The 14,343-nt window shown below is 69.5% G+C and carries 7 protein-coding genes and 3 pseudogenes; 4 read left to right on the top strand and 6 right to left on the bottom strand.

Features of this window, described 5'->3' with window-relative positions:
- Positions 1-182: 182 nt before the first annotated feature.
- Positions 183-1,391: an MFS transporter gene (locus G205_RS14495; protein ID WP_009358632.1), complete on the bottom strand. Its 1,209-nt coding sequence runs from the start codon at positions 1,389-1,391 to the stop codon at positions 183-185.
- A 163-nt stretch (positions 1,392-1,554) separates the two neighbouring features.
- On the opposite strand from G205_RS14495, the gene G205_RS14490 reads away from it, so the two are divergent.
- On the top strand, positions 1,555-2,004 hold the full coding sequence (locus G205_RS14490) for a (deoxy)nucleoside triphosphate pyrophosphohydrolase (protein WP_009358631.1): 450 nt from the start codon (positions 1,555-1,557) through the stop codon (positions 2,002-2,004).
- On the opposite strand, the pseudogene G205_RS14485 reads toward G205_RS14490, so the two are convergent.
- The 3 genes and pseudogenes from G205_RS14485 to G205_RS14475 form a co-directional block, all read right to left on the bottom strand.
- Positions 2,001-3,105: pseudogene (locus G205_RS14485) on the bottom strand (Rv2578c family radical SAM protein). The gene G205_RS14490 and the pseudogene G205_RS14485 overlap by 4 nt on opposite strands.
- Positions 3,106-3,151: 46 nt before the next feature.
- A complete protein-coding gene (locus G205_RS14480) occupies positions 3,152-3,775 on the bottom strand; it encodes an SIMPL domain-containing protein (RefSeq protein WP_235046927.1) in 624 nt (207 codons plus the stop codon).
- 62 nt (positions 3,776-3,837) lie between these two features.
- Entirely contained in the window at positions 3,838-4,308 is a 471-nt protein-coding gene (locus tag G205_RS14475; protein WP_200859169.1) for a hypothetical protein, read from the bottom strand.
- 198 nt (positions 4,309-4,506) lie between these two features.
- Here G205_RS14475 and pheS point away from each other — a divergent pair, with 198 nt between their 5' ends.
- The 3 genes and pseudogenes from pheS to G205_RS14460 all read left to right on the top strand — a co-directional run bounded on the left by pheS (position 4,507) and on the right by G205_RS14460 (position 8,830).
- Positions 4,507-5,568, top strand: a complete 1,062-nt coding sequence (gene pheS / locus G205_RS14470) for a phenylalanine--tRNA ligase subunit alpha (protein WP_009358627.1) — start codon at positions 4,507-4,509, stop codon at positions 5,566-5,568.
- A gap of 2 nt (positions 5,569-5,570) precedes the next feature.
- Positions 5,571-8,112: pseudogene (gene pheT / locus G205_RS14465) on the top strand (phenylalanine--tRNA ligase subunit beta).
- Positions 8,113-8,161: 49 nt separating this feature from the next.
- Positions 8,162-8,830, top strand: a complete 669-nt coding sequence (locus tag G205_RS14460) for a 4'-phosphopantetheinyl transferase family protein (protein ID WP_009358626.1) — start codon at positions 8,162-8,164, stop codon at positions 8,828-8,830.
- On the opposite strand, the pseudogene G205_RS21210 reads toward G205_RS14460, so the two are convergent.
- Positions 8,827-10,198 (bottom strand): annotated as a pseudogene (locus G205_RS21210) (M1 family metallopeptidase). The gene G205_RS14460 and the pseudogene G205_RS21210 sit on opposite strands and share 4 nt — an antisense overlap.
- Before the next feature lie 16 nt (positions 10,199-10,214).
- Entirely contained in the window at positions 10,215-14,102 is a 3,888-nt protein-coding gene (locus G205_RS14445) for a Pls/PosA family non-ribosomal peptide synthetase (protein WP_035753206.1), read from the bottom strand.
- Positions 14,103-14,343: the final 241 nt, after the last annotated feature.

Genomic DNA, 14,343 nt, shown 5'->3' with positions numbered 1-14,343 from the left:
TCAAGCTAACATAACGGCCCCTTGATGTCAGCAGGCTTTTGACCCGCTTCCGGGGAACGCCTTAGCCCGGGCGGCGGGCGTTGGAGGGCCCCGGAGCCCGTAGGGGGTGCCGGGGCGGAGGCTGTTCCGTGACCCTCGATGCGGGGCAGGCCGGTGGGATTTCCTTCGGGTTACGGCACGGCTTAGGCAGCCAGGGGCTTCCGGCGTTCCAGCATGCCGCTGAGAAGGGCGACGCCGAGTCCCAGGATCGCGAGGACGGCGCCAACCAGGGCAGGGGCCACGTAGCCCCAACCCAGCGCGATGACCAGGCCGCCCAGGAAGGCGCCCAGGGCATTGGCGACGTTCAGGGCGGCGTGGTTCAGCGACGACGCCAGCGAGGGGGCATCCGGGGAGGCGTCCAGCAGCCGGGTCTGCAGGGCGGGGATCAGCATGGACCCGGACGCGCCCACCACGAACACCATGGCAAAAGCCGACCATGGCCAGTGTGCGGCGACGGCGTAGACCACCAGGGCCACTGAGATGGCCGGCAGCACCTTGTAGAGGGTGCCCATGACCGACTTGTCAGCGATCCGCCCGCCCACGATGTTTCCGGCCACCATGCCAAGCCCGTAGAGCGCCACCACCACGGGAATCAAGGAGGACGGGATTCCGGCCACCAGGGTCATGGTGTGCGCGATGTAGGTGTAGGTGGCGAAGAAACCGCCGAATCCCACCACGCCGATCAGGATTGCCAGCCACACCTGGAGCCGCTTGAGCGCACCGAGTTCCCGGATGATGCTCGCGTCGGGGTGGGCTGCCTGGAACGGGACGAACCGCCATACCAGGGCCAGGGTCAGCAGGCCGATGAGACCGACCAGGACAAAGAGCAGCCGCCAGCCGTAGGTCTGGCCCAGCCAGGTGGCGAACGGTACCCCAACCACGTTGGAGATGCTGAGCCCCGCCATCACCATGGAGATGGCCCAGCCGCGCCTGGTGGGCGGAACCAGGGAAGCGGCGATCACCGCAGCGACGCCGAAAAAGGCGCCGTGGGGCAGGCCGGCAGCGAAGCGGGACACCAGCATGGTCCCGTAGTCCGGCGCCAGGAAGGACGTCAGGTTCGCCACAGTAAAGAACAGCATCAGGCCGAGGGCAAGATGCTTGCGCGGAAGCCTGGCGCCCACGGCGGCGAGCAGTGGCGCCCCCACCACCACGCCCAGGGCATAGGCGGAGATGAGGTGCCCGGCTTCGGGGGTGCTGATGCCCAGGCCCTGTTCCACCTCCTTCAGCAGGCCCATCATGGTGAATTCGGTGACGCCGATGCCCACGCCGCCCATGGCAAGGGCAATGATGGCCATGGCCAGGTTGTGGGAGGTGGCGGGGGCTGCCGTGGACGTGGAAAGGGCGCTGCTCATGTGCCTGCTTTTCAAAAGGGGTTGCTGACGGAACTGGTGCTGCCACGGCGATGGGGCGGGAAGGACGGGGTCCGGAGGCGGAAACCCCGGAGGGGATGACTGTATTCCCCGGCCCGGCGGGAGGAACTCCGGGTGCTTCCATTGTCCCCCATAGAATGGGGCGGTGACTGAACTGATACGGGTGGTGGGCGGAGCCATCGTGGACAGCCTGGCTGAACCGGCCATGCTGCTGGTGGCCCGGCGCAGCGCGCCGGAAAGCCTTGCAGGCATGTGGGAATTCCCGGGCGGCAAGGTGGAGCCGGGCGAGGACGCCGAGACGGCACTCGTGCGGGAACTGCTCGAGGAGCTGGGCGTGGAGGTCCGGCTGGGTAACGAGTTGCCCGCCCCGGATGCCAACGGCTGGCCACTGAACGAGCGCGCCGCCATGCGGGTGTGGTTCGCCGAGGTTACCCGTGGAGAGCCGCGGCCCCTGGAAGACCACGATCAACTTCGGTGGCTGCCGCTTGCCGATCCGGCGGCGGTGCTTGGCCTGCCTTGGATCCCCGCGGACTTCCCGATTGTCCGCGCGCTGCTCGATACGGTGTCAGTGCCTGCCGGCGGCGGCCGGACCTAGAAAAGGGTTGGCTGCCCGGCCTGTCCGCCGGACCGGACCGGTCCCGGCGCCTGGCTTCCTGGCGCTTCCGGAATGATCCCTGCCGGATACTCGGCTTCTTCGCCGCGGGGATCGTCGAGGTCCCGGTGGCTGAATCCCGAGGAATGCGTGAAGCCGTGCCTGGCCTTGAAGTAGCGGACCTTCCCGGCAAGCCAGCCCCGGTACTCCTTGGACGCGTAGGATCCGGTGCCGTACAACTGCCGGTAGCGGCCCACCAGCGGGGTGATTTGCGGCCAGCCATTTCAGGAACCATTCGCGGGTGCCCGGCTTCAGGTACAGGGCGCCGGCGGTCACGCCCGTGGCGCCCGCTGCAGCCAGCGAGGCGAAGAGCGCGTCCAGCGCCTCATCGCTGTCCGAAAGCCAGGGAAGGATGGGCATGGCCATCACTCCGCAGGGGAGCCCCGCCTCACGAAGCCGGCTCACCAGCTTGAGCCGAGCCCGCGGGCCCGGCGTCCCCGGCTCGATTGCTTCGGACAACGCCTCGGTGGTCATGGCCAGCGATATTCCGAGGCCCACCGGAACCTGGGTGGCAGCACTCTTCAGCAGCGGGATATCCCGCGCCAGTAGCGTGCCTTTGGTAAGGATGGACAGGGGAGTGCCTGAATCGGCAAGTGCCGAGATAATGCCGGGCAGGAGCCTGTAGCGTCCCTCGGCCCGCTGGTAGGGGTCCGTGTTGGTGCCGAGCGCCACCTGTTGCCGTGTCCACGAGGGTTTGGCCAGTTCCTTGCGGAGGACTTCAGCCGCATTCACCTTGACTACCACCTGGCTGTCAAAGTCCAGGCCGGCGTCGAAATCCAGGTACGTGTGGCTCTTGCGGGCGAAGCAGTAGACGCACGCATGGCTGCAGCCGCGGTAAGGGTTCACCGTCCATTCAAAGGGCATGCGCGAACCTGCCGGAACCTTGTTGAGCACCGATTTTGCGGTGACCTCATGGAAGGTGATGCCGGCGAATTCCGGAGTGGTCACCGAGCGGACCAGCCCCGCCAGCGGGAGGAGGGCGGGACCGGGCCCCGCGGCCTCCGCGGCCGGAGCCGGAACCAGTGCTTGGGCGTCCCATCTCATGCCCCTATTCGAAAACATGTTCGAATGAATGTCAAAGCCGGCAGGCTCAGGCGGGCGCCAGGCTGGCCAGTTCCCACATCACTGTTACCGCCGTTTCCACCCGGCTTGTCCCGGGCTCCACCGCGATGGACTCGGCCGCGCTGGCGCGCTGGAACCCAGCCAGGGGAACAGGCACTTGTCCGGGGACGTGCTCGGTCACGGACAGCACACGTCCCAGCCCGGCCGAGGCCAGGGCGGCGAACTGGCGTGCGGCCTGCAGGGCGTCTTCCCAGGCGGCCGCCCGGGCGCGCTCCCTAACCGCCGAGTCATCGGCAAGGGTGAGGTGAAGACTGTTGAGGCGAACGGCGTTGCCGCCTGCCCGGACAGCTTCCCCGATCAGGCCGGACACGGCGGCGGCATCCCGCAGCCGGACGCCAAGCGAGCTGGAGGCAACATAGCCTGCCACCTGCTGTCCTTCGCCCTCGCGCCACACGTAGTCCGCCCGCACGTTCAGGCCCGTCGACTGGACATCGGCGGCGGCCACGCCCCCGGCGCGCAGGGCCTCCGTAACCGACGCCAGGGCTGCGCCGGCAGCGGAATAAGCGGCATCGACGGAAGCGGCCCGGGTCTCCACCCCCAGGGTGACGAGCGTCAGGTCAGGGGCCGCTTCCGCGCCCCCGGTTCCCGTCACCGTCACAGTTCCGGCAGGCCCGTTCGGTTGAGCGCTGCCCTCCGTGATTGTGCCCATGGTGCTCACGCCCGTGCTTCCGGCAGCCGGCGCGACTGGCCGCGCGACGGGTAACCGCCGGCGGCGAGCCCCGCGTGCCGCTCGAAAGGATTCGCGGTCCCCGGATTCCCGGTCCGCAGGACGGACCAGCCCGCGGCCAGGAGGTACAAGGGAAGGAAAGGAATGCCACCGCACCAGGCGTACTGCGTGCAGTGCCGCTCCTCATGGCCAAGCAACCCGGGTACGGACAGGAGGTCCTCTGCCGGGCCGCGGCACAGGACCACGTTTCCAAGGGTGAAGGCCCGGGCGAAGGGCAGGCGCCAGCGGTATCCGCCGGCCAGTACCAGTCCGCGGGGCCCGGGGGCAGGCTGTGTGCGCGCAGCCGCGGCTACCGCGAGTCCCAGCACCGTGCTGCCGTTGGCCAGGTTGACTGCCCGCCGCAGCCGCTGGGCAGCGGTCAGCGGCGGTAGGGATCCCGGGCGCCGCCGCAGTGTCATGAGGCCATGGTAGCCGGAGGGTTCAACTAGACTGGAGGGCAGTGCCCGCAGGTTTTGCCGGCGGGCCCTGACCTGGTCATTGAATGCCCTGAATTTGAGGACATTCATCCATGACCTGCCAGTGACGGACGCGCCGCCGGGAAACCGTGCAGGATGCTCTGCTCGCCGGCAGCCACGACTCGTAGCTAAGAACAGTAGATGACTGAAACTTTGCCGGGCGCCGCTGCACCGAACCCCACGGATGAAGCCGCCATCAATGCCGCTGTAGACCAGGCCATCACCGCCATTGCCGGTGCGGCCACCCTTGACGAGCTGAAGGCGGTGAGGCTCGCGCACACGGGGGAGAAGTCCCCGCTCAGCCTCGCAAACCGTGAGATCGGCAAGCTGCCGAAAGACCAGAAGGCGCTCGCCGGTAAATTGATGGGTGCGTCCCGCGGACGGGTCAACAAGGCGCTCGCCGACCGCACGGCCGTGCTGGAAGCGGAAAACGACGCGCGGATCCTCCTCGAGGAGACGGTGGACGTCACGGCGGCCCCGCGCCGCCGTCGCGCTGGTGCCCGGCACCCGCTGTCCACGCTCCAGGACCGCGTGGCGGACATCTTCGTGGGCATGGGCTGGGAAATCGCCGAGGGCCCGGAAGTCGAGTCCGAATGGTTCAACTTCGATGCCCTGAACTTCAAGCCGGACCACCCGGCGCGCGAAATGCAGGACACCTTCTTCGTGGAACCCCCCGAAGCGCACCTCCTCATGCGCACGCACACCTCTCCGGTACAGGTGCGCTCCATGCTGGAGCGAGAGGTGCCCATCTATGTGCTCTGCCCGGGCAAGGTGTTCCGGACCGATGAACTGGATGCCACCCACACCCCGGTGTTCCACCAGTTCGAGGGCCTGGCGATCGACAGGAACCTCAGCATGGCCGACCTCCGCGGCACGCTGGAGCACTTCGCCCGGCAGATGTTCGGTGACGAGGCCCAGATCCGGCTGCGTCCCAACTACTTCCCCTTCACCGAGCCGTCCGCCGAGCTGGACATCTTCCACCCCGGCGCCAAGGGCGGTCCGCGCTGGATCGAATGGGGCGGCTGCGGCATGGTCAACCCCAACGTGCTCCGCGCCGCGGGCATCGACCCGGACGTCTATTCAGGTTTTGCCTTCGGCATGGGCATCGAACGCACCCTCATGTTCCGCAACGAGGTGGGGGACATGCGCGACATGATCGAAGGCGATGTACGTTTCAGCGAGCACTTCGGGATGGAGATCTAACAGTGCGTATCCCACTTTCCTGGCTGCGTGAATTCGCAGAGGTACCGGCCGGAGCAACGGCCGAAGACGTCATGGCCGAACTGGTCAAGGTCGGGTTCGAAGAAGAGGACGTGCACCGTCCCACCGATGCCCTGCAGGGCCCCATCGTGGTGGGCCAGGTCCTCAGCCTGGTCAAGGAACCGCAGAGCAACGGCAAGACCATCAACTGGTGCCAGGTCCGGGTTGTCCCCGAAGGGCAGGAGCAGAAGCTCACCGGCAAGGGCATCGACCGTCCGGCGTGCAGGGCATCATTTGCGGCGCCCACAACTTCGTTGAAGGCGACAAGGTGGTGGTCACCCTGCCCGGTGCCGTGCTGCCTGGCAACTTCCAGATCTCCGCCCGGAAGACGTACGGCCACCTGTCCGCGGGCATGATCGCCTCGGTGCGGGAACTGGGCATCGGCGAGGACCACGACGGCATCCTGGTGCTGTCCCGCATGGGCCTGGATCCCGAGGTCGGCACCGACGCATGGAGCTCTTGGGCCTCTATGACCAGGCCGCCGAAATCAACGTCACCCCGGACCGCGGCTACGCCTTCTCCATCCGGGGCGTCGCCCGCGAGTACGCACACGCCACCGGCACCACCTTCACCGATCCCGCGGCAAAGGTCCAGGTCCCGGCGGAGCTGTCCGGCGGCTACGGCGTCAAGCTGAACGACGACGCGCCCATCTACGGCAAGCCCGGCTGCGACCGCTTCGTGGCACGCACCGTCCGCGGCGTGGACGCCACCCGCCCCACCCCGCCGTGGATGGTGTCCCGGCTGCGGCTGGCCGGCATCCGCTCCATCTCGCTCCCGGTGGACATCTCCAACTACGTTATGCTCGAGCTGGGCCAGCCCACGCACTGCTACGACCTGGACAAGCTTTCCGGGGACATCGTGGTGCGGCGCGCTGCCGCGGGCGAGAAGATCACCACCCTCGATGACAAGGAACGCACCCTCGACGCCGAGGACCTGCTCATCACCGACGATTCCGGTGCCATTGGCATCGCCGGCGTGATGGGCGGGGCGGCAACCGAGGTGGGCGATTCGACGTCGAACATCCTGGTGGAGGCAGCGCACTTCGACGAGGTGTCCATTTCCCGGTCCCGGCGCCGGCACAAGCTGCCCTCCGAAGCGTCCAAGCGGTTCGAACGCGGCGTCGACTGGCAGGTGGCCGGCGTGGCCGCCCAGCGTGTGGTGGACCTGCTGGTGGAGCTCGCCGGCGGCACGGCGGACACGACCGGCACAGATGTGGGCACCGCCCCGGACACTGTGACCATCGAGCTGCCTGCAGGGTTTGCCGCGGCCCGGATCGGCATCGACTTCACCGAGGAACAGATCGTCACGTCCCTGGAGGACCTGGGCGCGGCCGTCGTGAAGAACGACGGCGGCTGGACGGTGACTGCCCCGAGCTGGCGCCACGACCTGGAGACCAAGGAAGACCTTTCCGAGGAGATCGCCCGGCTGGTGGGCTACGACAAGATCCCCGCCACCCTGCCCGTGGCACCTCCCGGCCGCGGCCTGACCCGCGTGCAGCAGCAGCGCCGCCGCCTGATCCAGGCGCTGGCGGACGCCGGGCTCACCGAGGTGCTGTCCTACCCGTTCGTCTCCAAGGCAGCCAACGACACATTCGGTGTGGCCGAGGAGGGTGCTGCCCGCAGCGCCGTGAAGCTGGCCAACCCGATCAGCGAGGAGCAGGGCTACCTGCGCACCTCCATCCTGCCGGGACTGATCGAGGTGGCCAAGCGCAACCATTCGCGCGGCTTCCGGGACCTGGCGCTGTTCGAGTCCGGCCTGGTCTTCCTGCCGGGCGGGACGGTGGGTACCGCCTCCATCCCGCCGCTTGGCGCCAAACCCGCCGACGATGTTCTGGACGCGCTGTACGACGGCGTTCCGGCCCAGCCTTTCCACGTCGCCGCCGTTCTCACCGGACACGACTCGCCGGCGGCAGCGGCCCACACCCCCCGGGTCTGGGACTGGGCGGACGCGCTGGACGTCGCCCGTCTGGCCGGTGACGTGCTCGGCGTCGAGCTGGTGGTGACGCAGGGCAGCCACCAGGCCTTCCACCCGGGCCGTGCTGCCCGGCTGTCGCTGCGCAGCGGTGAAGTGGTGGGCTACGCGGGCGAGCTGCACCCCAAGCTGCTTGCCGCCGCGGACATGCCCGCGCGGTCCGTGGCCCTGGAACTCAACGCCGACGCTCTGTTCGAGGCCGCGCCGGATGTCATCGTCGCCCGCCACATCTCCCCGTTCCCGGTAGCCACCCAGGACGTGGCGCTCGTGGTGCCCGCTGATGTCCCTGCGGACGATGTGCTGGCCGCGCTCCGCGAGGGCGCCGGCGAACTGCTGGAGGACGTTGCATTGTTCGACGTCTATGCCGGCAAGGGGATCGAGGACGGGAAGAAATCGCTGGCTTTCGGGCTGCGCTTCCGCGCCGCGGACCGGACGCTGACGGCTGACGAAGCATCGGCCGCACGCGAAAGTGCAGTGGCCCTCGCCGCAGAACGGTTCGGGGCAGTCCAGCGCTAGCCGCGGCCACGGAACATTTGCCCATGAGGCATCCAAGGGGCGGGGCGGCATGGCACCGGAGCTAGTGGTGCATGCCGTCCCGCCCTTTGCTGTGCCCGGGGAAGCCGAACGGGTCCGGCGGGACGCCGAAACGGTTCTTGACGGGCCTGAACTGGCCCGGGCCCGGGCCATGGAACCGGAAGCGCGGGACCGGTTCCTGGCCGGGCGGCTTGGGCAGCGGCTGTTCGTGGCTGGCCTCCTCGCGGTGCACCCCGGACGCCTGGCCGCCAGTTACAGCTGCCCTTCCTGCGGCAGCGGACCGGCTGTCAGCCACGGACGGCCGCGCTACCTGCTCGACGGCGTGCCGGCGCCGGTGGCGTTCAGCGCTTCCCGGGCAGCCGGCTGGACCCTGCTCGCCGCCATGGTCGGGGCGGCGCCTGGATTCCGGCTGGGGGTGGACCTTGAGGATCCCGCCCGGACGGGCTTTGCCGGGTTTACGGCGCTGGCACTCACACCCGCCGAGCAGCGGGCTGTGGGCCACCTTTCGGGGACTGCCCTGCTGGCGGAGCGGGCCCGGCTGTGGGCCCGGAAAGAAGCCTGGCTGAAAATGACCGGGGAGGGCCTGCGTACCGCGCCGTCCGCGGTGGATGTCCTGGCGCGCGCCGGGATCCGGGACCTGGTGCCCGCGGAAACGGGCCTGCCTCCCGGCCTGGCGGCCGCCGTCGCACTGTCCGGCTAGGAAACCCTGGCCAGCGGCAGCGGCGGCAGTGATTCCTCATAAAGCCACGGGTGCAGCAGGGCCTCGGCGTCGACGGCGGTGGCCCGGTTGATGGCGAGGATGAAGTCATGAGTGCCGACCGACCCGTGCCGGTGGGCAGCGGTCCATTCCTGCAGCAGGGCAAAGAATGCCAGGTCCCCGCATGCCATCCGGACGGCATGCAGCGCCAGCGCACCCCGCTTGTACACCCGGTCATCGAACATGTGCTCCGGGCCCGGATCGCCCACCAGGATGTCCTGCGCGTCCGCCTCCAGCCGGTGCCAGGCGGCCCCGGCGCGGCCGGCCACCGTCATGACGCCGGCTTCCTCGGACCAGATCCACTCGGCGTAGCAGGCAAAGCCTTCGTGCAGCCAGATGTCCTGCCAGGTTGCTGCCGTCAGCGAGTTTCCGAACCACTGGTGCGAGAGTTCGTGCGCGATGAGCCGCTGCGACTCCCAGTCCGGGTCCAGGTGGTTCGGTCCCAGGATGGACAGGCCCTGGGCCTCCAGCGGGATTTCCAGCTCGTCCTCCGTCACCACCACTGTGTACCCGGGGAACGGGTACGGGCCGAAGCAACTGGTGAACGTCCGCATCATGGCCGGTTGCAGGGCAAGGCCTGTCCGCGCGCGCCCCGCAAGGCCGGGGTAACGGCAACATGCTGCGGGACTGCGGGGGCGTGCCGGCCCGCGTCCAGCTCCAGCAGCCCGTACCGGCCGATCTGCACGGTGGCAAGGTAGGTGGCCATGGGCTCCGCCTGCTCGTAGACCCAGGTCTCGCGGCTGGAGCGGGTGGTCCGCGACTGGAAGACCCCGTTGCAGACCGCCCGGTAATTCGCGTCCGTGGTGACCGTGAACCCGTAGCTGGCCTTGTTCCGGGGGTGGTCGTTGCAGGGGAACCAGGAGGGAGCGCCATTGGGCTGGCCCGCCACCAGGACGCCGTCGGACAGCTCTTCCCAGCCCACCTCGCCCCAGAGTCCGCGCCGGGGTGCCGGGTTGCCCTCGTACCGGATGTCCAGCGTGAACCGCTGCCCGGGCTGGAAGCCTGCCTGCCCGGCCACCACCAGCTGGCCGGCGCGCTGGCTGAAGCGCCCCGCCTTCCGCCCGTCCAGCTGCACCTTGGTGGCACGCAGGTTTCCGGCCAGGTCCAGGACAATGGCCGACGCCGGCACCTGGGCAACGCCGTACAGCACCGCCCTGCCGCTGAGCCGGTTGCTGCTGACTTTGTAGTCAAGCTCCAGTTCGTAGCGTTCAACCGATATGCGTTGCTTCCCGCCCCGGGCAGGTAGGGGTCGGGAGCCGCGGGAAGGGTTGCTGCCGGGACGCTTCCGCCGGCCTCTGCTGGAAAACTCATCAATACCTTTGGTCGATCAAAGCTGTGCGGGACCACTCCAGGGACTGACCGGGTTGCCCATCCAGTACGTCGCCGCCGGCACAGTTTCGCCGCGCATCACCAGCGATGCCGGGCCCACCGTGCCGCCGGCCCCAATCGCGGCCTGCGGAAGGATCACCCCGTGCGGGCCCATGGTCGCCCCGTCCTCGAGCGTAACAGCGTCCATGCTCATCACGCGGTCGTGGAAGAGGTGGGTCTGCACCACGCAGCCGCGGTTGACGGTGGCGTTCCGGCCCAGGGACACCAGGTCGGCCTCCGGCAGCCAGTAGCTTTCGCACCAGGTGCCCGCGCCGATTTTGGCGCCAAGGGCACGCAGCCACCAGACCAGTGCGGGCGTGCCCGTGGCCGCGCGTGCAAACCACGGCGCACTGACCATCTCGATGAAGGTGTCCACCACCTCGTTGCGCCAGATAAAGGAACTCCACAGCGGGTGTTCGCCCGCCCGGATCCGGCCCACCAGCACCCACTTGGCGAGGACGGACGCCCCGGCCGCCACCGCGCCGGCCAGGAGCATGACCACCCCGCTGAGGAGGGCAGCCACCCCGTAGTTGAACGCCGTGGCCAGCTGGTCAAAAGCCAGCATGATGCCCGCGGCAATGGCCACCGAGAGCGCCACCGGGACAAACCTGCAGAGCTCCCACAGGGCGCGGGCCACCTTCAGCCGGAGCGGCGGTTGGTACGTGCGGGTGTCGTCCGAGGCGATGGCGGTGCGCCGCAGCCGGACCGGGGGGCTGCCCAGCCATGACGTGCCGGACTTTGCCTTGGCCGGGGTGGCGGAGAGGACCGCCACCAGCGAGTTCTTGGGCACGCTCCGCCCGGCCGCGGTCATGCCTGAGTTGCCGAGGAAGGAGCGCTTGCCGATCTTGGCCGGCGCCACCCGCAGCCAGCCGCCGTCGAGCTCGTACGAGGCCACCATCGTGTCATCCGCCAGGAAAGCCCCCTCGCCCACGGTGGTCATCGAGGGGATCAGCAGCACCGTGGACGCTTCCACGTTCCTGCCGATCTTCGCGCCCAGCAGCCGCAGCCATACAGGGGTGAAGAGGCTGGCGTAGAGGGGGAACAGCAGGTCCCGTGCCAGGTCCAGCACCCGTTCCGTGGCCCAGACCTGCCAGCCCACCCGGCTGCGGACCCGGTGGTAGCCCTCGGTGAGCCCGATGCTCAGGAGCCGGGTGGTGGCCAGGACGAGCAGGGCGTTGGTGAGGAACCAGGCCAGGGCGGCCGGCGGCAGCGCCAGGGCCAGCTGGGGCAGCGCCGCCGAGAGTGACGTGCTGCCCTGGATGAACAGGTACGCCACACCCGCGGCGGCGGCCGCGGATAGATACGGAAGGACCGCCAGGCAGGCGGAGGCGCCGGCAAATCCGGCGAACCACAGCCTGGCCTGCAGCGGTGTCCGGGCAGGGGCGTCAGGCAGGGACCGTTTGGCCTTGCCGCGCCGCTGCGCGGGGGACCCGGCCACCAGATGGCCCGCCTTCACCTTGCCGAGCACAGCGGAACCGGCCTCCACCTGGGCGCCCGCTCCAATGGATGCGCCGGGCATCAGGGTGCTGCGGGCTCCCACCGTGGCGCCGGCACCGATCCGGATGGCACCGATGTGCACTGTGTCGCCGTCGATCCACCAGCCGGACAGGTCAACCTCGGGTTCCACGTTGGCGCCGCTGCCCAGGGACAGCAGGCCCGTGACGGGCGGCAGCGAGTGGAGCTGGACGTCCTTGCCGATCCGGGCTCCGAGTGCCCGGGCGTAGGAGGGGACCCAGGGTGCGCTGGCCAGGCTGATGGCACCGGACAGGTCCTGGATCTGCTCTGCCAGCCAGAGGCGCAGGTGGACGCGACCGGAGCGCGGATAGGTTCCCGGTGTGACACCCCGGAGCAGGAACCTGGCAGCCGCCACCGAGATCAGCATCCGGCCGGGAGGGCTGACGAAGACCAGCCAGGATGCTGACACCCACCACCAGGAAACGGTGGGTGCCGCGGTGAACCCGGCCAGCGCGGCAAGGATGTTGTTCCCGGCCATGAGGTACGTCAGCCAGCGCATCCCCACCAGGACGTGCAGTGGCACACCCATCAGGGTCTGGAAAACCTGGGACTTCCGTGTGGTCGGCCGGACCTGGCGGTCGGGTGCGGGGCCGGTGGCGCCGTCGGGAAGGGAGAGCCGTGCGGCCTCCACCAGGGCGCCGACGCGGGGGGTGGCGTAAATGTCCGCCACAGTGATGGTGGGGTAGCGCACGCGCAGCGCGGATACCAGCTGGGCCGCGGAGAGCGAGCCGCCGCCGTAGGCGAAGAAGTCGGCGTCGAGGGAGGTTACTGCACTGCCCAGGACGGCGCTCCACTGGTCCACGATCCAGGCCGCGTCTTCGGGAAGGTTCAGCGGCGCGGCGTCAGCCTCGGCGGCACCGGCACCGGGCAGGGGCCAGGGCAGGGCATGGCGGTCCACTTTGCCGCTGGTTTTGGTGGGCAGCGAGTCCACCACCGTGAGCATCGGCACCAGTGCCGCGGGCAGGCTGGCGGCCAGCTGCTCCCGGGCAGCGGCCAGGTCAAGGTCCTGCCCGGAGGTTGGGGCCAGGTAGCCCACCAGGATCTGGTTGCCGGCTGCGGTGGTCTGGACGGCGGCGGCGGCGCCGGCAACGTCCGGGAGGGCCTGCAGCGCCGCATCCACCTCGCCCAGCTCAATCCGGCGGCCGCCCAGCTTCACCTGTTCGTCGGCCCGCCCCTGGAAGACCAGGCCGGCCTGTTCAAACCGGACCAGGTCCCCGGAACGGTAGGCCCGCTCCCAGCCCAGGGCCGGCATCGGCGCATATTTCTCCGCGTCCTTGGCAGGGTCCAGGTAGCGGGCGAGCCCCACGCCGCCAATGATCAGTTCGCCCACCTCACCCTCGGCCACCGGTACTGCATCCGCGTCGACGACGGCCAGGTCCCAGCCGTCGAGCGGCAGGCCGATCCGGACAGGTCCCGGACCGCCCAGCGGAGCCGCGCAGGCTACCACCGTTGCTTCCGTGGGGCCGTACGTGTTCCAGACCTCCCGGCCCTCCACGGCAAGGCGGCCGGCAAGCTCCGGCGGGCAGGCCTCCCCGCCGAAAATCAGCAGGCGGACGTTCTCAAGGGATTCGGCGGGCCAGAGCGCCGCAAGGGTGGGCACGGTGGAGACGGCGGTGATCCCGTGGTTGATCAGCCACGGTCCGAGGTCCATGCCGGTGCGCACCAGGGCACGGGGAGCGGGGACCAGGCAGGCCCCGTGGCGCCAGGCAAGCCACATCTCCTCGCAGGATGCGTCGAAGGCCACCGAGAGTCCGGCCAGGACCCGGTCCTGGGGGCCCAGGGGTTCGTCCCGGAGGAAGATCCTTGCCTCGGCATCCACGAACGCTGCTGCCGAGCGGTGGCTGACGGCAACGCCCTTCGGCGTCCCCGTGGATCCGGAGGTGAAGATGACCCAGGCGTCGTCGCCGGGGACCGGCGGCCGGGCGCCGGTGAAGGGTGCCGTCCGGCCGGAAGCGGCAAGGTCCACGCCGCGGAGCACGCCACCGGCTTCCAGGACGCCGGCCACCCTGGCTTCCCCGAAGACCAGCCGGGCGCGCTCCTCCGGGTCGTCCGCATCCACGGGGACGTAGGCCGCGCCCACGAGGAGCACAGCGAGGATGGCAACGTACAGCTCGTTGGTGCCGGACGGGATCCGCACCCCTATCCTGTCGCCGGCGCCAAGGCCGGCCTGGTGCAGCCGCCGTGCCGCCGCCCGGACTTCGGCCATCAGCTGGGCGTAACTGAGCGGGCGGCGGCCGTCATCCAGGGCGGATGCCTCCGGGAAGCGGGCCGCGGTGTCCTGCAGGATGTCGATCAGCGTCCGGGCCGGGGGAGCCGCCAGGGATCCCGGCATCTGGGGCTGATGGGTGGAAGGGGCATCCTCGAGGGGGACCTGCTGCTGAGTCACTGGGGCATTCTGCCCGTGCCAGATGAACAGAAGATGTACCGGCCGGCCAAACGCCGGGTTCCCGCGGTCCGGCCGTTCACCTGCTGTTCATTTCCGGTGCTGTTCATTTCCGGCCTGCCGCCGGCCGCTGCGGAGCCGCCCCCGCCCCCGGCTCGAGTTTTTGGGCAGATATGGCGGGTTCGCGGCT

The organism is Arthrobacter nitrophenolicus (assembly GCF_000332815.1).
In the GTDB taxonomy this organism is placed as follows: domain Bacteria; phylum Actinomycetota; class Actinomycetes; order Actinomycetales; family Micrococcaceae; genus Arthrobacter; species Arthrobacter nitrophenolicus.
Note: the sequence above shows the minus strand (reverse complement) of the source record. Positions and strands in the feature narration are given on the sequence as shown.

What these genes read in the sequence shown, in the direction of transcription:
- G205_RS14495 (WP_009358632.1), bottom strand. Translation starts at nt 1,391, where the DNA reads ATGAGCAGCGCCCTTTCCACGTCCACGGCAGCCCCCGCCACCTCCCAC.
- G205_RS14475 (WP_200859169.1), bottom strand. Translation starts at nt 4,308, where the DNA reads ATGACACTGCGGCGGCGCCCGGGATCCCTACCGCCGCTGACCGCTGCC.
- pheS (WP_009358627.1), top strand. Translation starts at nt 4,507, where the DNA reads ATGACTGAAACTTTGCCGGGCGCCGCTGCACCGAACCCCACGGATGAA.
- G205_RS14460 (WP_009358626.1), top strand. Translation starts at nt 8,162, where the DNA reads ATGGCACCGGAGCTAGTGGTGCATGCCGTCCCGCCCTTTGCTGTGCCC.
- G205_RS14445 (WP_035753206.1), bottom strand. Translation starts at nt 14,102, where the DNA reads ATGCCGGGATCCCTGGCGGCTCCCCCGGCCCGGACGCTGATCGACATC.